This window comes from endosymbiont of Bathymodiolus septemdierum str. Myojin knoll, assembly GCF_001547755.1.
GTDB lineage: Bacteria > Pseudomonadota > Gammaproteobacteria > PS1 > Pseudothioglobaceae > Thiodubiliella.
The window spans coordinates 967,790-994,620 of record NZ_AP013042.1; the positions used below are offsets into that span (position 1 = coordinate 967,790).

General features: G+C 39.2%; 12 protein-coding genes. 3 read left to right on the forward strand and 9 right to left on the reverse strand.

All coding sequences use genetic code 11. The annotated features are described in order from the left end of the window. Nucleotides 1-31: 31 nt before the first annotated feature. Both BSEPE_RS05185 and typA read right to left on the reverse strand, forming a co-directional pair. Nucleotides 32-3,067 (reverse strand): efflux RND transporter permease subunit, encoded by a 3,036-nt coding sequence (locus BSEPE_RS05185; protein WP_066044794.1) that lies wholly within the window; start codon nucleotides 3,065-3,067, stop codon nucleotides 32-34. Between the two features lie 56 nt (nucleotides 3,068-3,123). After that, nucleotides 3,124-4,947, reverse strand: a complete 1,824-nt coding sequence (gene typA, locus BSEPE_RS05190) for a translational GTPase TypA (RefSeq protein WP_066044796.1) — start codon at nucleotides 4,945-4,947, stop codon at nucleotides 3,124-3,126. Nucleotides 4,948-5,059: 112 nt separating this feature from the next. Here typA and rlmE point away from each other — a divergent pair, with 112 nt between their 5' ends. The 3 genes from rlmE to dinG are packed head-to-tail and all read left to right on the forward strand — an operon-like array spanning nucleotide 5,060 to nucleotide 8,770. Continuing rightward, entirely contained in the window at nucleotides 5,060-5,686 is a 627-nt protein-coding gene (gene rlmE, locus BSEPE_RS05195) for a 23S rRNA (uridine(2552)-2'-O)-methyltransferase RlmE (protein ID WP_070104562.1), read from the forward strand. Between the two features lie 54 nt (nucleotides 5,687-5,740). Then, nucleotides 5,741-6,709, forward strand: coding sequence for a polyprenyl synthetase family protein (locus BSEPE_RS05200; RefSeq protein WP_066044798.1), 969 nt, complete (start codon nucleotides 5,741-5,743; stop codon nucleotides 6,707-6,709). Continuing rightward, on the forward strand, nucleotides 6,710-8,770 hold the full coding sequence (gene dinG / locus BSEPE_RS05205; protein ID WP_066044800.1) for an ATP-dependent DNA helicase DinG: 2,061 nt from the start codon (nucleotides 6,710-6,712) through the stop codon (nucleotides 8,768-8,770). A 29-nt stretch (nucleotides 8,771-8,799) separates the two neighbouring features. Here dinG and BSEPE_RS05210 read toward each other — a convergent pair whose 3' ends face one another. From BSEPE_RS05210 to BSEPE_RS05240, 7 genes are all read right to left on the reverse strand, one after another. Then, a complete protein-coding gene (locus tag BSEPE_RS05210) occupies nucleotides 8,800-9,621 on the reverse strand; it encodes a DUF2927 domain-containing protein (protein ID WP_066044802.1) in 822 nt (273 codons plus the stop codon). Continuing rightward, entirely contained in the window at nucleotides 9,602-10,228 is a 627-nt protein-coding gene (locus BSEPE_RS05215) for a transposase (protein WP_162262089.1), read from the reverse strand. The genes BSEPE_RS05210 and BSEPE_RS05215 overlap by 20 nt, the downstream gene beginning before the upstream one ends. A 78-nt stretch (nucleotides 10,229-10,306) precedes the next feature. Beyond that, nucleotides 10,307-11,476: an HlyD family efflux transporter periplasmic adaptor subunit gene (locus tag BSEPE_RS05220; protein WP_066044806.1), complete on the reverse strand. Its 1,170-nt coding sequence runs from the start codon at nucleotides 11,474-11,476 to the stop codon at nucleotides 10,307-10,309. Nucleotides 11,477-11,478: 2 nt separating this feature from the next. Continuing rightward, entirely contained in the window at nucleotides 11,479-13,590 is a 2,112-nt protein-coding gene (locus BSEPE_RS05225) for an ATP-binding cassette domain-containing protein (protein ID WP_066044808.1), read from the reverse strand. A 28-nt stretch (nucleotides 13,591-13,618) separates the two neighbouring features. Next, nucleotides 13,619-14,677 carry a hypothetical protein gene (locus BSEPE_RS05230; RefSeq protein WP_066044810.1) on the reverse strand — a complete coding sequence of 353 codons (1,059 nt, stop codon included), beginning with the start codon at nucleotides 14,675-14,677 and terminating at the stop codon, nucleotides 13,619-13,621. A 68-nt stretch (nucleotides 14,678-14,745) separates the two neighbouring features. Next, the gene (locus tag BSEPE_RS05235) at nucleotides 14,746-16,539 is read right to left on the reverse strand and encodes a TolC family protein (protein ID WP_066044812.1); all 1,794 of its coding nucleotides are present in this window, start codon (nucleotides 16,537-16,539) and stop codon (nucleotides 14,746-14,748) included. Nucleotides 16,540-16,747: 208 nt separating this feature from the next. After that, nucleotides 16,748-26,716, reverse strand: a complete 9,969-nt coding sequence (locus BSEPE_RS05240; RefSeq protein ID WP_066044814.1) for an Ig-like domain-containing protein — start codon at nucleotides 26,714-26,716, stop codon at nucleotides 16,748-16,750. Between the last annotated feature and the right edge of the window lie 115 nt (nucleotides 26,717-26,831).

The following is a 26,831-nucleotide window of genomic DNA, read 5'->3' on the forward strand; positions in this document are numbered from 1 at the left end:
TCAACCTAAGCCCGGCTTAGGTAAGCCGGGCTTAGGTATTTTGTTTACGGAATCTGGCAATCCAGTTCACGAAATCATAATTCATCAAATACAGGCACGGTAACAAGACTAAAGTCATTAATGTGCCGAATAGTAAACCATAGCCCAATGCTAATGCCATTGGCTGTAGCAAAAAATCCACGCCGCCAATACCATAGGCAAGTGGAATAATACCTGCCAAGGTGGTTAATGTTGTCAATACCACTGCCCGCAAGCGGTCGGTGGTACCCTGGACAATCCATTTGTGTATGTCAAGCGTCGGATCTTGTTGTTTGAGAAAATTCAAATGATTAACCAAAACAAGTGAATCATTCACAATCACGCCAACCAATGCCAATGTACCTAAAACTGCAAAAAAACTAAGGGGCTCTCCATGTAAGAAAAATGCCCAAATAACCCCAACCAACGCAAAGGGAATGGCACTTAAAACCAACAAAGGCTGCGTGTAAGAATTAAACAACAGCAGTAATAATAAATAGATGCCGAGTATTGAGAAAATAAAGGCTTTGATAAAATCTTGCATTGATTTTTGTGTATCCTCACTCCCACCTTCAACTTTTACCTCAATATCTAGGTAATTCTCACCTGCATTTAATTGGGTTAGGATTTTTTTTGTAACACCACTCAAATTGATAATTTCATCGTTAACACTGGCACTAATAACCGTTGCACGCTGACCGTCAAAATGGTTAAAATTGGGCTCCCCTTGAATTAACCTAACTTTTGAAAATTGGGTAATGGGCACTAAATTTCCAGTTTTATTACTGATTTTTAGTTGCTTAATGAAGGCTTGAGAATTTTCACCATCACCCAAATACAATCTAAAACTGACATCTGTTTGCCCTTGACGAACATGTGTAATATCAATACCAGTAAAGGCTGTTTTTAAATAATTACTAACACTCAATAAATCAACATTCAAACGCGCCATCTTGGCAAAATCAAGCACCACTTCAAGACGCTCTTTGCCTGGTTCATCGTCCCGATCAAGGTTATCAATGCCAGTAATATTTGACATAATTTGCTCTAATTGATTACTGGCGGACTGTCGTTGAATATCGTTACTGCCAATCAAACCGATTTGAATATCTTCCCCTTGCGGCGGACCAGGTCGTTTAACGGAAAAAGTGAGTTTTTCAACACCTTTCACTTCGTAAGCTCGAGCTTTTAGTCGTTTTAACAAGGTCATGGCACTTTCTGTACGCTGATTTACATTAATCAAATCAATATTAAATGCAGCCTTTGTCCTGCTAACATCATTAGAAACACTGCGAATATTCTCACCCACTACTTCATTAATCAATGCTTCAACTTGTTTAGAAGTAATTTCAGTGTGGGACAAAGAACTGCTCTTTGACATCTGCATTTTTGCATGAATACTGTCAGCACCAATCGCTGGGAACAACACAAATTGCATATTATTTTTAGCAAAATACAACGAAAATCCCAATACAAAAACAAATACTCCGACGGCTAAATAACGCCATTTTAAAACCCGAGCAATCACCACTGAAAAATAAGATTCAACTTTGTTGAACCAAGATTTTTGCACAATCTCTTCTTTTGTACTTACCAAGTGCGCAGGCAGTGCAATCAGAACTTCCGATAAAGACAATAACAAAGCAAAAATCACCACCAATGGAATCACATAGATAAATTTACCCATGGTGCCACCCATTAAAAACATGGAAGAAAATACCAAAATAGTGGTGGTAATAGTGGTAATTACCGGCATAATCACACGCTTTAAGCCAATAACTGCTGCCTCAACACCACGCAAACCTTTTTGCTTGTAATGATGAATACTTTCTGCTACGACGATTGAATCATCCACCACAATTCCGAGCACCAAAATCATTGCCGCCAAAGAGATGAGATTGATATTTTCACCAAAAACACCTAGCAAAAGAACCGTTCCGAGTAAACTCACTGGCAAACTAAGTGCCACCCAAAATGCGGTTTTTAAATTTAAAAACACACTCAAAACAATCAACACCATTAACAAACCAATTGCACCATTGTTGGTCACAATCTCTAAACGATTTTTCACCCGTGAAGATTCGTTTGATGAATAAGAAAACTGCAATTGGTTATTGTTTTTTTGATTGAATGCTTCTAATTCATTTTGGACCAAATCCACCGTGTCAATCACATCAGCATAATCATGCTTAAAGATTGTCAAAATAAAACCTTTCTTGCCATTAATACGCACAATATCAGTTTGTTCGACATTGCCATCAACAATAGTGGCAACATCACTCAAATGAATCACAGGTCCGTTAAAAGTGGATTTAAGCACCACATCTTCAAGCGGCGCATCGTTGCCAAATTTTGCCAAAACAACAATATTCTTTTCATTTATTTTGTTATGATTGGTGCCTACGGTATAGCGCTTATTGCGACTACTAACGCTATTAATAACCTCATTCAATGAAAGTTTGTATTGGTTGAGTTTATCTGGATTAAGGTGGATTTGTATTTGTTTATCTAGGTAACCATCTTTTGCAACTTCAGAAACCCCCTCAACACGCTCAAGATAATGACTGATATCGTCCACTTTATTGCGCAATTGTTCGTAATTAAGATATTTGGCGCCAATGCCAACACGCAAAATCCCCCGTGAAGGTTGCGCATCAGTCACTTTAGGTAAATCCACCACTTCTACCGGAAAACTACGCACCCGATTAATTGCTTCACGCACTTCTTGTTTGACGCTTTTGGTGTCGTCCAAATCTTGGTCTAAGGTAATGACAATAACAGAGAGACCTTCGCTGGAAGTGGAGGTATATTTATCAATACCCGTAACACCCCTAAGTTCATCTTCAATCAGATTGGTTACATTTTTCTCAACATCTTCAGGTGAAGCACCTGGATAAGCCGTGGTAACAATCATTATTTCTAAATCCACAATAGGAAATTGATTACGCTGAATGCCGTTTAAAATAAGCAAGCCAACACTGATAATGCTAATGGTGAAAGCCAGTGCCAGTTTTTTTTGCTTAACAAAAAAATTGAGAAAATTATCCATAAGTGGTCAGTATATCAAAAAAAATATTCTATACTTACATCTAATTCAAAAAGTAACTACTTAGCTTTAGCCTTAGGCTTTGCGCGTTTTCTTTCCGTTTCGTTCAATAAGCGCTTACGAATACGGATATTGTTCGGGGTAACCTCTACCAACTCATCGTCATCGATGAATTCTAAGGCTTGCTCAAGATCCAACTTAATCGCTGGCGTCAATGAAACTGCCTCATCCGTACCTGAAGCACGGACATTGGTTAATTGCTTGCCCTTCATTACATTGACAACCAAATCATTTTCACGCGTGTGAATACCAACAACCATACCTTCATAAATATCGGTGTTGTGTTCAACGAAGAATTTACCTGATTTTTGTAAGTTAAAAATTGCATAGGCAACAGCTTGACCTTGTGTCATTGAAATCAATGAGCCGTTATTTCGCTGACCAATAATGCCGTCTTTTTGTGGCTTATAACCATCAAAAGTTGAGTTCATCAAGCCTGTGCCTGTTGTAGCCGTTAAGAACTCGGTTCTAAAGCCAATTAAACCACGAGCAGGAATATTAAAATCTAATTTCACACGACCATTGCCATCTGGCACCATATTCGTTAATTCTGCTTTTCTCTCGCCCAATTTCTCCATTACTGTGCCTTGATGCTGACTTTCAACATCCACACTTAAATCTTCAAAGGGCTCACACATCACCCCATCAATCTCTTTTAAAATCACTTGCGGACGACCCACTGCTAATTCAAAACCCTCGCGGCGCATAGTCTCAATCAAGATAGATAAGTGCAACTCGCCACGACCTGAAACAATAAATTCTGATGGGTCGTCAGTATTGGCAACACGCAACGCTACATTGTAGATTAGTTCTTTATCTAAGCGGTCACGAATATTACGAGAAGTAATATACTTGCCATCTTGCCCCGCAAACGGCGAGTCATTGACGCGGAATGCCATCGATACTGTCGGCTCATCAACACTGAGTGGCGGCAGAGCCTCCGCACCTTCCACATCGCAAACCGTATCCGAAATAGAAATACCTTCAATGCCAACGATACAAGCAATATTACCCGCTTCTGCGCTAGCAACATCTACTTTTTCCAAACCCATAAAGCCCATCAAATTTGCAATTTTCGCTTTTCGTTCTTTACCATCTGCGCCAATCACTATCACTTGTTGATTTCTCTTAATTGTACCTCGGGTAATGCGACCAATACCAATTGCACCCACAAATGAAGAATAATCTAACGCTGTAATTTGCATTTGCAACGGTGCATCAACATCCACTTCTGGTGCCTCAACTTTCTCAATAATCGTTTCAAACATTGGTGTCATGTCGCCCGCGCGCACATTGTTTTCTAAAGACGCGTAACCATTAATGCTTGAGGCATAAATAATAGGGAAATCTAACTGCTCATCCGTTGCACCAAGTTGGTCAAACAAATCAAACACTTGGTCAATTACCCAGTCAGGGCGCGCTGCATCTTTATCAATTTTATTAATCACTACAATCGGATTCAACCCTTGGTCAAACGCCTTTTTAGTGACAAAACGCGTCTGTGGCATCGGCCCTTCCTGTGCATCAACTAATAGTAAAACCGAATCTACCATAGATAAAACTCGCTCTACCTCACCACCAAAGTCCGCGTGTCCAGGGGTGTCAACGATATTAATGTGGTAATCGTTCCACTTAATTGCTGTATTCTTACTTGAAATTGTGATACCGCGTTCTTTTTCCAAATCATTAGAATCCATCATTCTGTCTGAAGACTCGAAACGCTCGTCAAAAGTTTGTGACTGCTCCAAAAGTTTGTCAACCAAAGTAGTTTTTCCGTGGTCAACATGGGCAATAATAGCAATATTTCTGAGTTTCTCGTTCATAAGATTATGATGATAATGAAAAAGGCATTATTATCCCCTAAACTGCCTATAATATCGAACAATATTAGTACTCAATAATGTAGAGACCGCAAAGGTCTCAATATAATCAATTATGGCAAAAAATAAGGGCAGTTCAGGGCGTTGGATGAGCGAGCATATGAGTGATGAATATGTGAAACGCGCACAAAAAGAAGGCTATCGTTCGCGTGCAGTTTACAAACTTATCGAAGCAATTGATAAAGATAGATTTATCAAACCGGGTGATACCCTATTAGATTTAGGTGCAGCCCCAGGTGGGTGGAGCCAAGTGGCCATTAAAATTGTAGGTAAAAAAGGACAAGTGATTGCCAGTGATATTTTGGATATTGAGCCGATTGATAATGTCGATTTTTTACAAGGCGACTTTACTAAATTGGAAGTTTACGGAGCATTACTCACACTCACCAAAGGCAAAAAAGTTAATGTGGTATTGAGCGATATGGCACCCAACATGAGTGGGCAACTATCCGTTGATATTCCAAAATCTCTATATTTATGTGAATTAGCCCTAGATATGGCTGTTAAAACCCTAACACCAAATGGCTATTTCTTTGTCAAAGTCTTTCAGGGCGTGGGGTTTGACGAATATGTTAAAGCCTGTCGCGCTGCCTTTGCTAAAGTCATCATCCGCAAACCTAAAGCCTCTCGTGCTCGCTCTAAAGAAGTTTATTTGTTAGCCAGCACTTTGAAGTCTCTTTAAAATAACACACTACCCTTTGCCCAATGACGGGTGAATATTGTTAAAATAACCTTTATGAAATTCACAGACATTCAAAATTTACTCCAAGATGATATCACTAAGACTGATAAGGTACTGGTTGAGCATTTGAGCTCTGATGTTGCCCTCATTAATCAAATGAGTGGCTATATTATTAATGCAGGTGGTAAGCGCCTGCGCCCCCTATTGTTATTACTTTGTGCGCGTGCAACGAATTATCAAGGCACGCACCATCATTTAATGGCAGTGGTCATTGAACTCATTCATACTGCAACTTTGCTACACGATGACATCGTTGATGAATCAGATATGCGTCGTGGCAAAGACACTGCAAATGAAGTTTGGGGTAATGCTGCCAGCGTACTCGTTGGTGATTTTCTATACTCTCGTGCTTTTGAAATGATGGTCAAACCTGAATCGATGCGTATCATGGAACTTCTTTCCAAAGCCACCAATGAGATCGCACAAGGGGAGGTTTTGCAATTATTAAATTGCCAAAATGCCGCTATCACTGAAGCCGAATACTATCAAGTCATCAAGCGCAAAACGGCAGTATTGTTTCAAGCAGCCACGCAAATCGGCGGTATCTTATCCGAAGTTGATGAAGCGCAAGAGAGGGCTTTGAAAGATTATGGTTTACATCTCGGCAACGCCTTTCAAATCATTGACGATGTTTTGGATTACCAATCTGACAGCAAAACAATGGGCAAAGAAGTCGGTGATGATTTAAGCGAAGGTAAGACCACTTTACCGATGATTTACGCCTTGGAAAACACCTCAGGTAAAGATAGACAACTCTTAGAGGATGCCATCAATAACGCTGATAATTCTAAAATCCAACAAGTCATTGACATTTTACAATCCGTCAATGCCTTTGACTACACCCGAGAACAAGCGCAAAAATCAGCCGATTTAGCCAAACAATCACTGACTATTATTAAAAATTCTGACTACAAAGACGCGCTCATCGCTCTGTGCGATTTGTCACTACAGCGCAGGTCTTAAATGCCACTATCTGAGGATTTAAAAGGGCAAATTCGTGATTCTTTTATCGCTTTAAAAGACGATATGGATGGCTTTCAATTGCGAGGCGCACAAAATAAAATGATTGCAGAAATCTCTAAGACTTTAGCGGGAGAATATAAAGACAATAACAAAATCTTATGTGTAGAAGCCCCAACAGGCACAGGAAAAACCTTCGCTTACTTACTTTCTGCCATTCCCATCGCCAAAGCCAACAAGAAGAAACTGATTATTTCCAGTGCCAATGTCGCCTTGCAAGAACAATTATTGGTTAAAGATTTACCCGAAGCCAGTAAATATTGCCAAGCCGAATTCAAATATGAACTGGTTAAAGGTCGCTCCCGCTATGTCTGCATTCGCAACCTCATCAATTTAACAGAAGACAATGCAACTGACGAATCTTTGGCGGCAGGCGTTCTATTCGATGAACCCCCTGCACAATACCAAATCCAACAAATGGCAGACTTACTTCGCGACTACTCAGAGCAAGAATGGAATGGCGAAATCGATGATTTAATACGCACGCCTGATTCTATGGTTTGGCAAAAAATCGCCTGCAATCGCTTCACTTGCACTGCCAAAAACTGCGAATTTTACCAAGACTGTTCCTTCTTTAAAGCGCGCAAAAAAATCACTCAAGCCGATGTCATCGTCGCCAATCATGACCTGGTCTTAGCCGATTTATCTACTGGTAATACCGTGCTCCCCAATGTCGAAGATGCTATTTTCATTTTTGACGAAGCACACCATTTAAACGCTAAGGCATTGTCACATTTCTCCCTTAGCACCAGCACCGAATTCATTAAAATCAGCATCCGTCAAGCCAAAAGCGTCAGCGAACAAATCTGTAAAATTACCGAGCAGAATGACATCGAAATCGACATTAAGCAAATTGATGAGCATCTACAAGATTTAACAATGATATTCAAAGGTTTGCCTTATGATGATGACACTCATCTATTTAACCAAGGGCAAGTAGATGCAAGTATTGCTCAAATTTCCACGCAACTCAATACCCTTATTACCGTCACCGCTAACCGTTTTCAACAATTAAAAAAATCGTGGGAGGACTGTCTAAAACTCAAGCCTTTAGACAAACACATCGCCGACCCCCTTAACAACGCCATCGGCGAAGTCGAGCAACATTTGGTTGGTATCATTGAATTACTTATGTCCTTCTTAAAAACCGACAATGACACGAAAACCCCTTATTCTCGCTGGATTTCCAAAAATACTGTCAACAAAAAAATCAACTACAGCATTAACAGCGCCCAAACCGATATTTCCACCAATTTAGACAAACTCATCTGGTCAAAAGCCGCGGGGTGCATCCTTACCTCTGCCACCTTATCCTCACTCGGCAGTTTCGAGCGACTCAATAATCAACTCGGCTTAATCAAGACAGAAAACCAATATTTACGCCTACCCTCTCCATTTAAATTTGAAAAAGTTGATTTTATCGTCGCTAAATTCCAAGCTAACCCAACTCAAATCTACGAACACACTCAGGAAGTTGCCACACAACTCCTAGAGCGCATTGATAGCAACGAAGGCAGCTTGGTTTTATTCGCTTCCAATAAACAAATGCAAATGGTGGCAGATTTAGTTGAGAAAAAATTAGAGCCACACTTATTAGTGCAAGGCGAATTTTCAAAGAAATTAATTTTAGAAAAACACATCAACCTGCGTAAACAAGGTCAAGGTTCTGTCATTTTCGGACTTGATAGTTTTGCCGAAGGTGTAGACCTCAAAGGCAACAACCTCACTCATGTTATCATCGCTAAATTGCGCTTTAGCGTCCCAACCTCACCGATTGACAAAACCCTTGCTGATTACTTGCAATCACAAAATCGCAATCCTTTTATGGAAATCTCCCTACCAGATGCTTCCCTCAAACTTATTCAAGCCTGTGGTCGTTTAATTCGCACCGAAACCGACAGTGGAAAAATCACTATTTTTGACAATCGCATGGTAACAAAATTCTACGGCAAACAACTACTCAACGCCCTACCCAACTATAACATTATCATTGAACAGCCCTAAGCCCGGCTTAGGTAAGCCGGGCTTAGAAATTAAAAGAGTTCTAATTGTTGACTAAGACGAAGTTTTCTGGCTTTCGATATGGCATTTTTAATTAAGTTTTGTTGCTCAAAATCTAGCAATATCTCATCAATAATAGCACCACTCTGTTTAACACCCATACCAACTGCAAGGCGCCTATCATAGAGTATTTTTAACATTAAATAATCTAATCCCGTCAATAAATCTAAGACACTTTTATCGTTTGCTACTGATGGATTCACCCAATCAGAGTCATTTGGCAAACCCATTGCCTGCGTTAATTCTTCAACGATACAAGCAGGCAAAAGACCATACTTCATTGTATGATCAACAGGAATAATAACGGTAGCCCCAACTATTTGATAGTATAAATACTTAAAAGATAATAAACAATTGCTTTCGGTATCAAGATTTTTTATCTTGCTATCGGTGTATTTGTCAATAGCCTCTTTATAATGCGTTCGCTTGGTGAGTATGACTCTAAAATTAGGGTTTTCATTACTTTTGGCAATCGGCAAAGCCGTAATATCAGACAAATCTTTAAAATGGTTATCAATCATATTTTCAGCTATCTCCAAAACAGCTGGAAACTTAAAATAATCAACCTTATAGTGAATAGATTTTTCCCAGCGTCTTAGTTTGTCAACCTTAAGTTCTTGGTTGTATTCATTTTTATAAGCGATTTCAAAAAAAGCTTTTTTAATGTAATCTTTAGATTGCCACGATGGCTGAGCGCCAACCGATACCACTATAAATAGAAATAAAAACCCTAAGCCCGGCTTACCTAAGCCGGGCTTAGGGTTGGGCTTAGGGTTAAAAAGAAAAATCTTCATTTTCTAAATTAATATTTTTATTATCAGCAAAAGAAATAGAGGCGTTTGTAGCATATTTTTTATACTCTTCCAGACCGCCAACTTCATTTAAAATATTATTAATTTCATTCTCTGAGCAAATACGCCTACCCATTTCCATATCCAGATATTCAAAAATACTCGACTTAACCATTCTTGTTTGTCTGTCTATTTTATGGTGCTTGTAGTTTAAATTAACATAACTTGCCAATGTGGGCAAGGCATACTCTCCATTCAAATGATTTGCTTTAAATCGCCCTTGAAAAAGTGAACCATTTCTTTTGTATTTTTTATTAAAAAACTTAGCATAGGAAGTGCATAATTTTTGCATAAATCTAGAAATCCCCTCATCGGAGACCTGTCTCAACAACAAATGAAAATGATTGGGCAATAAGCAATAAGCAACAATATCAACAAATTTTTCTGGACTTTGGGTAAATGGGCTGGTATCCACCTTATTAAAAATCAGCAACCCATTAAAAAAGAATTGCAAATCTTCTGAATCAATAAAAATATCACGCCGCTCAACCCCGCGATTAAACACATGATAATACTCTTTATTAACCAACTCAACTTTTCTTATCGACATAATTTCCCACCAGATTCCCATCTACATTTAAAATTATAACATAAACCCTAAGCCCGGCTTAACTAAGCCGGGCTTAGGTTATTTTTCGTTAAGGGCGCCGCTGAATCCTCTGGAGATAGGCTTAATAAGATAAGTAAATAATGAGCGTTCGCCAACTTTAATATCAACCGTAGCTGACATACCTAATTTTGGCTTAATAAGTTTAGACTTTTCATTATCGTCATGCTCTGGACCTTCTATTTTAATATTAACTTGGTAAAAAGCCATTTCCCTGCCTGAAGGATCTTTATCTAATAAAGTATCTGAACTGATGTAAGTAACCACACCTTTTAAACCGCCAAAAATCGTATAATCAAACGCATCTAACTTAATAGTGGCTAACATACCAAGTCTTAATCGACCAATATCAACAGGATTGACTTTTAATTCCAAAACAACTCCTCCCTTCAAAGGAGATATTTCCATTAATTGCTCACCTGACCGCAACACACCACCAACAGTTGTCACCTTTAACTCTTTAACAATACCCGATACAGGGGAATGAATATCGGTATATTCTAAAACGCTTTTTTGTTTTTTAAGCATGTGTAGTTGTTTAGCCAACTCACCCTCTAACTTTTCAATCTCAGTACCAGTTCTTTCATAATACTTATTTTTAGTATCCGCCACCTTGCGTTTAAAGTCTAATACTTTTTGCCTTGCTCTCAAAACTTCTAATTGACCAACATCACCTGTTTTTTCTAAACTTTGTGTAATTTCCCACTCTTTAGTACTCATTGCGAGACTTTCTTCTAATACCGATACTTCTTGATTTAGAGAACGCTTCTTTTGCACATATAAGGCCTTTTGTGCATTCATAAAATCAGGGTAATTTTGCGTTAATTCATCGAACACAATAGGCTTTTCCAAAAGTTCTGCATTGGCTCTTGCTAGTGCTGACTTTAAATGTGCCACTTGAGACCTTACTTCATAATAGCCTGCTTGTGCACGCTCTTTTTCAAGTGTTGCCAACAGTTGTCCTTGAACGACAATTTCCCCTTCTTTGACTAATAATTTAGACAGAACACCTCCATCTGCCACTTGAATGATTTGAGTGCTGCCATTTGCCACCACTTTTCCCTGAGAGCGTATCGTTTCATCAATATCAAACAGAGTTGCCCATAGAATAAAAACAACCAACCCCCCTAAAAATACATAAACAATCGAAAATGAATGCTCTATTTTTAACAAAAACTTCTCTAAACTCATTATTAAACCTCTTGCGACTGTGTTTTAGGTGCATTTTGTGGTTTACCTGAAAGCTGTGCAATAACATCAGCTTTTGGTCCATCCATTATTATTTGATTTTTATTCACTACAATCAAACGATCTACCAATTCTATCATCTCCATCTTATGTGTGACTAATACCAATGTGTCTTCAGGTTTAATAACTTCTTTAAACATATTGATTAACAAGGCCTCTAAGTTTCTATCTACTGATGCAGTAGGTTCGTCTAAAAGCCAAACTTTTGGCTTACGCAATACCACACGAGTTAAATTAACGAGTTGCCTCTGTCCACCAGACAAGCCCAGTCCGCCTTCAAATATTTCATGCTCCAAACCTTTTTCACTGGCAGAAATAACACTGTCTAACAATCCCGTTATTTTACAAGCCTCTAAAATCTTTTCATCCCCAGGGTCAACCAAACCCAAAATTAGGTTTTCTCTCACCGTGCCTTTAAACAGGCGTCCTTCTTGTTGTAAGAAGCCAATATTTTCGGCTAAAACTGGTTTAGAGATATGTGCCAAATCAATATCATTGAGCATTACCCTGCCTGTATTGGGTTTGTACATACCGCTCAATAAGCGCAGTAGCGAAGTTTTTCCAGAGCCAATTGGACCTAAAACACCGATTTTTTCACCTGGATTAATTCTTAATTCTGGCGATATTAGAGCGACTTTTTCACCATAATTCAACTGGGTTTTATCTTCAATCAAATAATTACTGTGTAAATTTTCAGGAACAATTGGCTGCTCAATGCCATCATGGTCACATTTAAGATCCCAAATCACATCCAATGAACGAATGGCCGACTTGGTGTTTGCCCATTGTACCAACTGCGCTGGAATTTGTGCTACTGGTGCGAGAATACGCCCCGACAAGATAGAACAGGCAATAAGTCCACCCATAGTCAAAGCGCCACTGCCAATCATCGTTGCACCTGATGCAACCATAATTATAAAGGAAGATTGTTGAAATAATGCCACCATATATTGAGACTGGTCAGTCATTCGTTTCATTTCTAAATCGTAGCCTCGCCCTTCATCGGTAACATTCATCCAATTAGAGAGCATACGCCAACCACCTTGTCCTGATTTAATGGTTTCTGCACCTTCGACTGATTCAACCAACAAACCCACTTTAAGATTGACGGATTCGTTAATATTGTCCGCTAAACTTTCAATTCTTTTATGGAAATACAAACCTGTTAAGGTTGCAATAACAAAAAATGCCATTGGTACAAATGCCAATTTACCGGCAATAATTACAATCAACAAAACATAGAACAAAATAAAGGGCACATCTACCACTAGATAAGTGGTAATTGTCGATAAAAAAGCGCGTACTGATTCATAACCACGCATTTGCGACGCCAAACTACCCACACTTTTGGGTAATTGGTCCATACGCAAGGATAAAAATCGCTTATAAACATCTCGGGATAAACGCCTATCAATATTTTCAATCAGTTTTTCATACAAACCTGCACGCACTAATTTGGAAATAAAATCCAATATTGTTAATGCTAATACACCAATAGTCAATACCATTAGCGTTTGAAAAGCACCCGTTGGCACAACTCGGTCATACACTTGCATTGAATAAAACGCACTGGCTACAGCAATAACATTGATAAATATACCCGCCAAAGAGGCGTCAATCAACCATTTTTTATGGATAATAATTTCACTTTTTACCATCTGAAAAATTCGACTGTTGCCAGCATTAAAATTTTTCTTGGTTTTTAAAGAAAATATTTCGTATTCAGCAAGATTGTCAATAACCAACTCTAACCATGAGCCGTTTTCCACAGAAAACCATTCGCCAATCCATTCGCCCTTAGTGTTCTGACTGTTAAGAACACCCCAACCCTGCTCTGAATCAAAAATTAATAAAGGTAATACAGAAGGGTCTTTAATGGTTTTTAATGCCTTAGGTGCAGACAATAACAATCCCGAACAAATCCCTTTTAGGTTCACCAGTTTACTGGATGACTCATCATATTCGTCATCAATAACTTGCTGTAATTCCACCTTATCAATGCGTGCACGCTGCAACTGCGACAGGCGTTGAAAACTAAAAAGTAAACTATTTTTCACTCTAATTTATAATATATTGATGATAATATTAGCGATCAGAGGTGATGTTGACGTTAACAACCTTATTACGCAGTGATGTTGCGTGTTGATTATTGTCTAAAAGTTGAGCCTTGTAAATTTTACCGTTTAACTCTGCACCAATACTGGCAATGGTCAATGATTCTCTAGTAGCATCAAATTTCAATACTGGAAAAACTTTAGCAAGATTCTGCTTAAAAACCTTGGCACCTTCAAGTGCCACATTTATCACAACCGGTTGACGAAAGTTACTTTTATTAGAAAGCAAGTTGCAAAACATTTGCTGTTTATCTGCATCATAAATTGGATCAGAGAAATAAGGTTCTCCCAGCACATTGTCAATATTACTATTAACATAATCAAGATACACATCTAAACTGCGCAACTCTCTTTCTTTCTTTTCTTTTTCAAGATCGGTGTTATAAGCATTTAACGCCTGATTGTAAGCCGCTAATTTCTCTTGATAATGTTTTTCTATCAACGCCTCTTTTTCTGCTATTTCTTTTTTCGCCAATGCAACCCTTTGTTTGAAATCAATTGTTGTTTCAAACTCCCCTTTAACCAAAGACAAAGAGCGTGTCTTCGACAAACTCTTAGGTAGTGTAGGTGGTTGTAGTGTGAATTTCCCCAGTTTTGTTTTTCTGTTTAACCACTTATCTGTCTGTTGATTGGCTTTATTAACAATATAAGCCAAGGGCTGGTTAATTTTTTGTAACAATTCAGCTGCTAATTGATTGTCAGAATTAAACCCACCAAGATAGTCGGCAGCACTATTCATATCTCCATTTTTATACAAACATAATGCATACTCATAGCCTACATAATACTTCTGCATACACTGTTTTGCTTCGGGTGTTAATTTAGCATACTGTGTACTTAGTTGATTAGCAACCGAATCTCGAACTTTTTTTACTCTTGGCGCTTTTTTAGTGGGTTCTTTTTTTGATTCAACGGGTTTTTCAATTACTAAACCAAAACTAGAGACCTTAGAATTAAAGCCTAAAAAAGTACAACTAGAAAGCATTAACACAGATAAAAACACAACAACATATTTTGCAACAAACGACATACACAACCTCCTTAATTAATATAAAAATAGCACATAATTATACGGCATTATAATGGTTATTGCCGTTATTAGTAATGCCTTCTCCAAAATATTTTTGTTCGATTTTTTTCATTGCGCACTTTTTTATCTCTATGTATTTTCATCTTGGGCAATATTTTTAATTTAAATAAATCCAAATTAGCTGGCGCTATTGGCAATTTAACAACATGGGGCTTTAATGGCCTATCATTTAAATCTAAAAATTTAGACTTATAGCCCTGTTTAGAAGGGCGCCAAACCACTCTATTTGCAGTACTTTTTCCTGTTTTTAAGTCAGATTCCACTGTAATATTCTCAGATGTTATTACTTTGGTCTTTTCTACTTTCTTAACAACAGGTTGCTTAGTAGAACTAAGCTGTTTTATGCTCTCAACTTTAGCCGCAGAAGAATTCTCAACCTTTTTAATCGCCCTAATTAATTTTGGCGCTTGCACTATTTCTTTAGTAATAATAGGTTTGTCAGGTATCATCTTGGCTGTTTTAGAGGTAGTTATTGGTGAATCATCATCCAACAGTTTTTCATTACCCGTTTCAATAAAAGACCTTGGCGGGACATCATTGTGTACTAATTTCAACACACCGTTAATACGGATACCCATGCGCCAACTGATCAGTAAAGACTCTGCGGTCGCATCTGCTAACTGAGACTCTAATTGCGCTACTTCACGAATAGCATTCATCACATCTTGCCATTGTTTTCTGCCTGCTAAGAATTGACGATACCAAGATTTTTGTATTTTTTTCGATGCTATTAATGCATCACTCAATATTGCCTTTTGTTTAATTAACGATTTCACAGAAAGCCACTCTCCCTCAAATTTCTGTTTAAGAGAATCTCTAATACTTTTAATCTCAAATTCAGAAGATTGCTGCTCAAACTTCGCTTGTTTAATCTTAGAAAAACTGCTAAGCCCCGCACCAAAACGACTCACCAGATCAATATATACACGATTTTCAGCTTTTGCATTTTTATTATTAAAGTTTCCCCATTGACGCTCTAACTTTAAATTAACTAGCGGTTGTAAACTCGCCTTACTTGCTTTATGCGTTGCCCTTAAAGACTTTATTTTAGCATGCAGCCCTATTAACTGTGGATCGATAATTAGTGCATTTGCAAGCAATGATTGCAACTCTCCTTTAACAGGATAGTCAGCAGAAATATTAGCCACTATGTTTTTTAAATCCAATGCCTTGCCGACACTTTCTTCTAACTGTAATAAAGAATTTTTATGACGAATTTCAGCTGAATTTAAACTGGACTTGACTTGTAGCAAGCGACTACTTACCAAGGCTAAGTCACTACCTGAAGAAAGCCCTTGTTTAATGCGGCGTTTAATTCTTTCTTTTAATGATTGATGCTCTTCTTTACTTGAGCGATAGGCTTTCAACTTTAAATAAGAAGCTAGCCATGTTGAATAAGAATTAATCACTTTAAGCGCTAAATCGCGCCTAGCAATTAATGATTGTGATTTTTTAATTTCTAACTCAGCCTCTGCTTTTTCTAAATCAGCATCTAAACTACCGCCCGACCAAAGTGGTTGAGTAAGCCCTAACTTAATAACACGATTGTTGCCATTAAAATTGGTATCTGTCTCAGAAGCCTTAACTTGACTAACTGACAAACTGGGTGTAGGAAAATACTGCCACTCTGCTGCATCAACCCCTTGTTCTGCAGCATTCTGTAAGCGAACACTAGCCACAATAGAAGGATGGTAATTTAACGCCATATCGACTAAACCACCCAAACTGTAATTGTTAGCCTTTGCATTAACACTCAAAGAAAAACTGATTAATAAAAATATTGATAAATATCTAAGTAACACAAAAAAACCCTAACATAATTTTAATTCACTGCGTATTATACATTACCATTCTTCTTTGGTATTTTAAAACATACAGCCAAAACTAAGCCCGGCTTAGGTAAGCCGGGCTTAGTTTTATAGTTTTACAAAAAAAAACACCCATTGCAACTATTTGTCGCAATGGGTGTTTGTATTTAGGGCAGTTAGTTTATTCTAACTTAACTTCATATTACTCAAGAATTAAATTAGCATCACTAATCATAGTTGCAAGACTTACCCCAGTAACACCAGTTAGAGTAATGGTCAAATCTGTGCCAGAACTATCGCCATTGCTATCAATGGCAATGCTACTATTAGTACCATCATCACTTAAGCTTAAGAAGTCAGCCAAATTAGCAGAACTATAACCCGTTAACAAGTCTGCTAGATTGAGCGTATCCTTACCAGCACCCGTACCCATGGTAAAGTCAGCGATAGCGTCATTACTACTGCTTGCTGCTGCATCACTCCAAGACTTATAAACAAAAGTATCACTACCACCTCTACCATAGACTAACTCATTAAATGAAGACATATTAATCGTATCATTACCCGTTGTACCAAAGGTAACAACTTCTTGAGTAGCACTGTGATTAAGTGTTGCACTGTTATACACAATACTATCACCACTGTCCATCAGCACACTAAGAATAGAGCCGTTAGTAGTTAACTGAGCATCGTTAATGGTGAGTACATTGGCTTCAGTATTTTTCATATGGACAAGTTCAATAGATTTAATACCACTGCTAAACTGTGCATTGGTTAAATCTAGGTTATTAGCGCCAGAGATATAAACGGTGTCATAGCCTGCTTTGCCATCGTAACCAGTCACTATCGATTCTCCACCATAGGTAAAGGTATCGTTATTTGAACTGCCTAAGAACTGTTTTATGGAGGTACTTTGTTCATTAGCCGCATAAATAAACATTTCAGTTATTTTGGCTTGGTTATTTTGAAGTGTCCAGCCGTCACTACCATTATCCAAATTAAGGCTACCACTTGCACCACCTAATAACGTGCCATCACGAGCTTTTGAAACACCATTAATATAAATCCCCTGAGCTGCATCGGTGTAATTTTTAGACGAAGTACCAGTATTACCCACATTGTTATAATTTGCTTCAAAGACAACATCAAGTTTAGTATTAATTGCGCCTGCGCCATTAGTGATTGCTAACCTTCCATGTCCAGAATTTGATCCCGCATACCAATATAAATTACCTCTGTAATTAGGGTATATGCTGGTCGATCCAAAAACTATTGAATTAGAATATTGTGCGGTAGTTGTATATTCCATCGACTCGTAAATAACAACATTGGTAAATGTATTCGAGTCAGTATCACTCACTTGAAAACCGTCTCGCTCTGTATCCAGCCAATTTTTAGATGTGGGTGTACCATTTAACCCTTCATTAAAACTAACTGCCACCTCACCGGTTGAAGTAAGTGTGACTAAAGCGCCGTTATTAACAATAACTGGTTGTTTATTATAAGTATTTTGCACTGCGTTTTCAGCCCGACTGGATTGGTCATACCAAGTGGTAACAAAGCCTTTAGCCCATGTTACCGCAGAACCATCGTCATTATTATTGACAAACTTCAATAAGGCTTGCGTATCCAAATTACCATATTTATCAAAACCAATATCCATCTCCGCATCATCGCTTGAGCGTCTAACACGAATCGCATTGGTCACTAAATCACTATTAACATCTTTAAGGCTAAAAGCCGATACCATGGCAGATGCATCTATCTCATTAATCTCACCAATACCCGTATCTTTTGACACCACGCCACCTGTTGAGTTACTGAGTTTCACGATGATGTTTTGGTTAATTTCTTTATAATAATCAGCATTAATCGTTAATGTAATTTCTTTAAAATTTTCACCCGCAGCAAAGTTCACTGTACCACTGCCTGTACCCGTATAGTCATTCTCAACACCACTACCTGTCTTAGCAGAACTTAGTGTGGTATCTACCGCATAATTAACTGTGCCAGCAGTAGACAAATCACCCTCCCTAGTCACAATAAAAGTCATAGTCTTAGTACCCGTCTCACCCTCAATCACCTTTGAGTCAGAAATAGAATAAGAAGATGCCTGCTTAGTCACCACCTCCGTCTTAATCGTCGCATTACCCGCATCATCAGTGGCTGTGACTTGCACACCCAAGGTGCTTGCAGTAATAGCTGAATAACTCATCGGACTTGAAGTGCCATCAGCATTCACACTCGACAAATCAAGCGCCCAATTACCACCACTCACACTCACCGTATAAGTCCCTTCACCAACCTCACCATACACACCATCACCATCCAAATCCAACTTAACCTCAACACTAGACTCAGAAGTCTGACCCGTAATCGTAGGCAAACTCGTAATCACCTCATCAATCGCCACAGTAGACACTGGCGCTGTCCTATCAACCGTGATATTTTGTAACACCTGTGTAGCAGGATTACCATGAGCATCACTCGCATTCACAATCACCGCATAAGTAGAACCATCAGTAAGATTAGCCGCATCTATTGAATACACATTCAAACTCCAAGTACCATTAGCAAGTATACTTGCAGTATAAGTAACACTATTAAGCAACACACTTACTTGCGTTCCTGTTTCTAACCCTGTAGTTGTACCCGTAATACTAAAACCACCACTCACCTCAGAGATATTCACCTTAGCATCGGTTGCAATAGTAGTTGTATCCAGTGTTGGTACCGTCGTATCCACAGTAACAGCCTGCGTTGTCTGCGGTGCACTAACACCACTAGCAGCACCCGCTGAGCCCGTCACATCTGCCGTAATCGTATAAGCCTCAGCATCCGTTAACCCACCACCCGTAATAGTTGCACTCCAAACACCTGTTGCAGAGTTATAACTTGCACCTGTTAATGTCACTGCACTACCATCAGAATCCTTAACAACAGTGACTGTAAAATCACCCACAAGTAAAGCTGGCAATATACTACTATCAGCAGAAACTGTTACACTAACCGTAATATCAGCACCATTCTCAGCAGCATTAACTTTATTATCTGTGGCAACAGCAATACTAGTACTCATCGCATTAACACTCACATCCCAATCATTTGCAGCAATAACTGCTGAGGTATTACCTGCACTATCTGTAAATGCACCCGCATCTACTTCAATGTAATAATTATTGCCAGCAACTAGATTAGCATCTGTTGGATTAATAGTAACAACTCCGTTAGAGATTATTACCTGAGCACCGTTTGCTGCAATAGTTTCTACAACAGCATTGTTACTACTATTTTTAATCACAATATTCTTACCCGCAACCGCACTTACATTCTCTGCAAAGGTTAGAACAAGATTACTACTTGTTGAGATATTACCTCCACCTGCTGAAGAGAGCATTGGCGCATCAATTGAAGTATCTACAGTCAGTGCAGAAGTGTACTTAGTAATGGTACTTGTTTGTCCAGCACTATCAGTTTGTCTAATTCGAATTAAGTTTGCACCATAAGTCCCAGGTGCTAAAGTAAAGCTAGTATCACCATTACTGACTATTGTCCAAGTAGAACCACCATTGATACTATACTGCCAAGAGCCAAGGTTAGTATCTAATCCACCAACATTCATAACACCATCTTTAGTAATACCATCACTGGCATTACTACCTGTGTCTGTATTGAGTGTTAGTGTTGATGCAAAAGGTGGTGTAGTATCGAAACTTTGAGAAGAGCTTGATTGCACCAGATCAGCATTAACATTGCCATAGATATCAGCAATAGAACCAGCATCAATCTTTAATCGCACTGCAGTCACATCAATGGCATTTGCACCCGTTGGTGGTGTCACTGCAACTGTCCAAGTAATACCATCACTGGTTGTTGGCGTGCCAATTGTCCAGTTGGCAGTAATGTCTGTACCAGCAGCGTTGATAAGTTTAATATCAGCACTTGCAAAAGTGTCTTGATCCAGAGCATGACTAAACACCACAGTGTAAGTCACTATTGAACTCGTAACAGTGTTGGATTGGTTATCTGTAACACTGCTAATTGTAGGTGGGTTGGTATTAATACTAATCTCATTAGTGCTACTATCTGATGTGCTATTGTCAGCCGCATCTGTAACTGTGGCTGTAACTTCATAACGATTGCCATCTGTTAATGCACTAAGTCTGCCGCTTGTCGATATAGCAGTTTCAAGATTAAGACTCCAAGTGCCGTCTGATGCTGGGGTAACGCTATAAGTAGCACCCGAGATAGTCACACTAAGGCTCTCACCTGTTGCCAGTGCAGCACTGCTGCCAGTAGTTCCTGTAATGACTGGCGTGGTGTCATTAGTTGTTAGCGCATCCACGGTTGGCGCAGTTGGCGCAGTTGTGTCAATGGTAATTGACTTAGCAGCAGAAGTTGCAGTATTACCAACAGTATCTGTTGCTGTTGCAGTAATACTCTCAGCACCCTGACCCATAGCCGTGATGTCTGCATCTGTTAATGTATAGCTCCAAGTTGTACCCGTAACAGTAGCCGCTCTAGTATTGCTAGCAATTGAAAGCGTCACAGTACTACCAGCCTCAGTTGTACCTGTAATAGCCGAATTCTTCTCAGACAAATTAATCACATCATCAGTTGCAACCGCAGCAATAGTTGGTGTAGCTGGTGCAACCGTATCAACCGTAATTGACTTCGCGCTAGAAGTTGCAGTATTACCATTAGTATCTGTTGCCGTTGCGGTAATACTCTCAGTACCCTGACCCATAGCCGTGATATCTGCATCTGTTAAGGTATAACTCCATGTTGTATTAGTAACAGTAGCCGTTCTAGTATTACCACCAATTGAAAGCGTCACAGTACTACCAGCCTCAGTTGTACCTGTAATAGCCGAATTCTTCTCAGACAAATTAATCACATCATCAGTTGCAACCGCAGCAATAGTTGGTGTAGCTGGTGCAACCGTATCAACCGTAATTGACTTCGCGCTAGAAGTTGCAGTATTACCATTAGTATCTGTTGCCGTTGCGGTAATACTCTCAGTACCCTGACCCATAGCCGTGATATCTGCATCTGTTAAGGTATAACTCCATGTTGTATTAGTAACAGTAGCCGTTCTAGTATTACCACCAATTGAAAGCGTCACAGTACTACCAGCCTCAGTTGTACCTGTAATAGCCGAATTCTTCTCAGACAAATTAATCACATCATCAGTTGCAACCGCAGCAATAGTTGGTGTAGCTGGTGCAACCGTATCAACCGTAATTGACTTCGCGCTAGAAGTTGCAGTATTACCATTAGTATCTGTTGCCGTTACGGTAATACTCTCAGTACCCTGACCCATAGCAGTAATATCAGCATCTGTTAAGGTATAACTCCATGTTGTATTAGTAACAGTAGCCGTTCTAGTATTACCACCAATTGAAAGCGTCACAGTACTACCAGCCTCAGTTGTACCTGTAATAGCCGAATTCTTCTCAGACAAATTAATCACATCATCAGTTGCAACCGCAGCAATAGTTGGTGTAGCTGGTGCAACCGTATCAACCGTAATTGACTTCGCGCTAGAAGTTGCAGTATTACCATTAGTATCTGTTGCCGTTGCGGTAATACTCTCAGTACCCTGACCCATAGCAGTAATATCAGCATCTGTTAAGGTATAACTCCATGTTGTATTAGTAACAGTAGCCGTTCTAGTATTACCACCAATTGAAAGCGTCACAGTACTACCAGCCTCAGTTGTACCTGTAATAGCCGAATTCTTCTCAGACAAATTAATCACATCATCAGTTGCAACCGCAGCAATAGTTGGTGTAGCTGGTGCAACCGTATCAACCGTAATTGACTTCGCGCTAGAAGTTGCAGTATTACCATTAGTATCCGTTGCCGTTGCGGTAATACTCTCAGTACCCTGACCCATAGCAGTAATATCAGCATCTGTTAAGGTATAACTCCATGTCGTATTAGTAACAGTAGCCGTTCTAGTATTACCACCAATTGAAAGCGTCACAGTACTACCAGCCTCAGTTGTACCTGTAATAGCCGAATTCTTCTCAGACAAATTAATCACATCATCAGTTGCAACCGCAGCAATAGTTGGTGTAGCTGGTGCAACCGTATCAACCGTAATTGACTTCGCGCTAGAAGTTGCAGTATTACCATTAGTATCTGTTGCCGTTGCGGTAATACTCTCAGTACCCTGACCCATAGCAGTAATATCAGCATCTGTTAAGGTATAACTCCATGTTGTATTAGTAACAGTAGCCGTTCTAGTATTACCACCAATTGAAAGCGTCACAGTACTACCAGCCTCAGTTGTACCTGTAATAGCCGAATTCTTCTCAGACAAATTAATCACATCATCAGTTGCAACCGCAGCAATAGTTGGTGTAGCTGGTGCAGCCTTGTCAATCAAAACTGGTGTGCTGTTGCCACCAGTACCTGTGATACTACCACTAGCAGCCAAACCCACTTCAATTGTATATGTCTTTCCATCAACCAAATTTGATGGTATGCTAGCATTAACTAACTCCCAAGTAGTGCCACTAATACTAGGAATCTTGTCATTAGCGATGGCAATATCCCCCGAACCATCTGTTGCTTTGAATATGATGCTACTTATTGTTACACTAGATGCACCACTTGGATTGGTAATACTACCTTTAATTGACAAATTGCTAAGTTCAGCAATATTAATACCATCTGATGATACATCAGTTGAGCCATTAGACCATACAGCACTTGTTGTTAAGGCTGCAACAGTAAAGCTCCAAGAGCTTGTATCACTAATACCTGCATAATCATTACCAGCTGTGTCTTTGAAAGCGCCTGCGTCTATTTGGACATAGTAGTTAGTATTCGCATCTAAATCTGCTGGATTGATACTTACTGTGTTACCACTAAATGTTACTTTAGATCTATCAGCTGCGTCAAACTGTTCAATTTGTGTACCATCGCTCTTATAAAGTGTAATCTTCTTACCACTAACTGCAGTGACTGTTTCTGCAAATGTCATGGTTAAATCTGCACTCGGTGCAATATTGCTACTGAGTGTTGCAGTTGGTGCTGTTGTATCAATAACAATAGCCTTAGAATCTTCGATATTACTGCCAGAAGGTAGCGTAGTAGCAGTCATTGCATTACCTGCAACATCTGTTACCGCTTGAGCACCTGAGCCAATTGCAAAACTTGTAACAGTTAAATCAGAACTTGTATCACTACTACCAACTGTGTAAACGCCTGTTAATGTTGTACCATCAGATGCTGCAGTTAGTATTGCAGTACCGCCAGAGTCTAGTGTTACAGTAATCTGACCACCAGTCTTAACTGCTTCACTTGTTGTTGCGGTAATTGTAATTGTGTCGCCTACTTTGTAATTACCGTCAGTTGTTGTCGCACTAAATGCTGTAATTGTTGGCGCTGTACCATCTACAACAATCGCACTTGTATCTGAAATATTTTTTCCAGATGGGACAGTAGTATCCGTCATTGCACTACCTGCAAGGTCTTTTGTGGTTGAGCCAATTGTAAAGCTAACAACGGTTAAATCACCACTTGTATCACTACTGTCAATTGTATAAGTGCCTGTTAGCGTTGTACCATCTGCAGATGCTGTTAGATCAACAGTATCGCCTGTATCTAATGTCACAGTAATTGTACTACCACTGACTACTTTTTCACTGGTTGTTGCGGTAATTGTAATTGTGTCACCTACTTTGTAGCTACCATCGGCTGTTGTAGTACTAAACGCTGTTACTGTTGGTGCTGTTGTATCAATGTTAACCTCAACTGCATTAGCATTTGTATCTTTAAAAGTTGCAAAAGTAGATTTGTTGCCAAACTCATCAGTTTGTCTCACTTGGATTTGGTTTGCAACATAAGAACGATTATCTAATAAGTCAAAAGATGTTGATGTTCCTGTTTTCCAGTTAGCACCACCATCAGTTGAATATTCCCATGTGTTAGAGCCAGTAATACCACCAACAGTAACAACTTTATTGCTAGTAATAAAATCATCGCTAGCTGAACCTGTATCTACAAGCGTGACTGTGAGTGCACTTGGAGCAGAAGTCGAAACCTCTACGCTACTAGCAGAGATAAAAGTACCAAGGTTTACTGCCGTTCCGTCAGCAGTACCCGAAATTTTCACTTGAACATTACTTGCGGCTGTTGAGCCAGAAGGCAACTCAAAAGATGTACCTGTAGCATCAATCCAAGCTCCACTACTGGTAGTTCTGTATTGCCATGCAACAGAACCGCTTACACTAACATTGACTGTTGCATCATTAGTTTTTCCATCATCACTCAAAGAACCTGTATCGTTTGCAAGAGATAGTGTTACAGTGGATGTGGTAACAGTTGCTGAACTAGAAACATTTCCTTCATTGCCGGCAACATCTTTACCTCTAACTTGTATAGCACCTGCCGTCCAACTTTGTCCAGCATCTAAATAAATTCTATCGCCAGAACCTGTTGTCCAAGTTGTGCCGCTATCTAACGAATATTCCCAAGTGTCAACCTGCGTTACTCCAACTGAGAGATAACCTTGTGTACCATCGCCACTAATAGTTATAGTTGGGGCTGTTCCATCAACTGTTAAAGTGCCACTAGCAGCTAATGCAACCGAACCTGTTGTACCTGCTATAGTGCTGGTTCCTGTTCGAACCATAATGTCTGATTTGTTGTAAGCAGTTGAATTTTCAGGTAAATCAAAACTTGTGCCAGAACCTACTGCCCAAGTCGTACCGCCATCAGTTGTATATACCCAGTTATTTGCCGTGACACCAGAAACATTAATTTTGATCCCTTTATCAGTACCACTACCGCTACCATCTAAGTCATATGCTTTAACAATACCATCAGTATGGCTACTACCTGTATCTTGGAAGCCTAATTTAATCGTTGTTGTTAAGGTTGCACCTGTTGTAGCTGCTGTAATTGCACTATCTGTTGTTAAAGAATTAATATTGTCATTATCAAGTTCTGCTTGTTGTGCGCCATCAAGAATATCTTTTTTTGCTGTCGTACTTAAACTTAGACTTGACCCAGTACCTGTTAAAGCATTTTTTAGCGTGTTGATTGTTTCACCAACGCCACCAGTACTTTTATCCATACCAGAAAGTGCTGCTAATACCTTACCATAGGCATTAGAACTGCTAGAACTAGAGCCGTCTGTGTTAATCATAGCTACTGGGATATCATTAATAATATCAGTCAGTCCAAGTGCATTTGCAACACCTTTATTTGCTGCATTAACTGTAGTTGCATCAAGGGTAGTTTCTGAAGGAACATCACCACTCTCAGTAACACCTGCTTGTTGAGCAGCAAGTGTTGTTACTGGTGTAACCACAACTTTAATTGAACCACCTGATGATGCATCAACGACAGCAAGGAGTGTGATATCTAAATCAACTTGAGCGCCCGTTGCTTCATCAACATAATCTGCGCCATCATTATCATCAATCACTTTTAAGATAACAACGCCTTTATAATCGCCTAAATTAACTGTAAAACTACCATTAGCATTTACCTTTGTAAGAGCGCCAACTTTGGTTTTGCCATCGGCTTTAAATGCTTGAACGCTAAGACCGTTGCCTTCGATCACCGGGCCCATTAAAATTGCGCCAAAGAGAATAGTATCGGCAGCCGCAGTTGCACCAGCACCAGCCAAGTCAACCGCTGTCAAGCCAAGAGCACCAAGAGCGGTGAATGAAACACCAGCCTCAAACATTGGTAGAAGCTCTGCAACTGCAACAGAGGAGAAATTGTTTGTTGCTATTGTTGAAAGTGTGGCTTCATCGCCATAAAAATGCACAACTTGCGAACCATCGGATAGAGTTGTAAAACCACCTTCAATAACATAATAAACACTGCCTTCAGCTGGCAGGGAGACTAAACAAGATAAATCACTGGCACAAATCTCAAAATAATTATCAAACACAACAACAGTGTCATTAGGCAATAATACTTCTAAATCCTCACCTACTTTTTTAGCAATAACATCAAAATCTTTATTTAAAACATCGCCGTCTTTAACGCTCAATTCATAAGTATTGCCGGGCTTGACAACAATATGTTGTTTATCACCTTTATTGACAATAATTGCTTCTTTGTTTAAAGTTTTAGCAATCTCTTGTGCTTTAGCCTGCATGGCTTTTAATTGTGCTTTGGTTTTTGTGGCGCTAGTTTTCATATTTTCTCCTGTTTGTTTTTAACTGCCAAATATTTTGTTTTGTTTTAATGCTAATCTTTTCTATTTTATACTAATTGAGACCTTTGCATAAATCAACCCAAAGCCACCAATATGG

What these genes read in the sequence shown, in the direction of transcription:
- BSEPE_RS05185 (WP_066044794.1), bottom strand. Translation starts at nt 3,067, where the DNA reads ATGGATAATTTTCTCAATTTTTTTGTTAAGCAAAAAAAACTGGCACTG.
- typA (WP_066044796.1), bottom strand. Translation starts at nt 4,947, where the DNA reads ATGAACGAGAAACTCAGAAATATTGCTATTATTGCCCATGTTGACCAC.
- rlmE (WP_070104562.1), top strand. Translation starts at nt 5,060, where the DNA reads ATGGCAAAAAATAAGGGCAGTTCAGGGCGTTGGATGAGCGAGCATATG.
- BSEPE_RS05200 (WP_066044798.1), top strand. Translation starts at nt 5,741, where the DNA reads ATGAAATTCACAGACATTCAAAATTTACTCCAAGATGATATCACTAAG.
- dinG (WP_066044800.1), top strand. Translation starts at nt 6,710, where the DNA reads ATGCCACTATCTGAGGATTTAAAAGGGCAAATTCGTGATTCTTTTATC.
- BSEPE_RS05210 (WP_066044802.1), bottom strand. Translation starts at nt 9,621, where the DNA reads ATGAAGATTTTTCTTTTTAACCCTAAGCCCAACCCTAAGCCCGGCTTA.
- BSEPE_RS05215 (WP_162262089.1), bottom strand. Translation starts at nt 10,228, where the DNA reads ATGTCGATAAGAAAAGTTGAGTTGGTTAATAAAGAGTATTATCATGTG.
- BSEPE_RS05220 (WP_066044806.1), bottom strand. Translation starts at nt 11,476, where the DNA reads ATGAGTTTAGAGAAGTTTTTGTTAAAAATAGAGCATTCATTTTCGATT.
- BSEPE_RS05230 (WP_066044810.1), bottom strand. Translation starts at nt 14,677, where the DNA reads ATGTCGTTTGTTGCAAAATATGTTGTTGTGTTTTTATCTGTGTTAATG.
- BSEPE_RS05240 (WP_066044814.1), bottom strand. Translation starts at nt 26,716, where the DNA reads ATGAAAACTAGCGCCACAAAAACCAAAGCACAATTAAAAGCCATGCAG.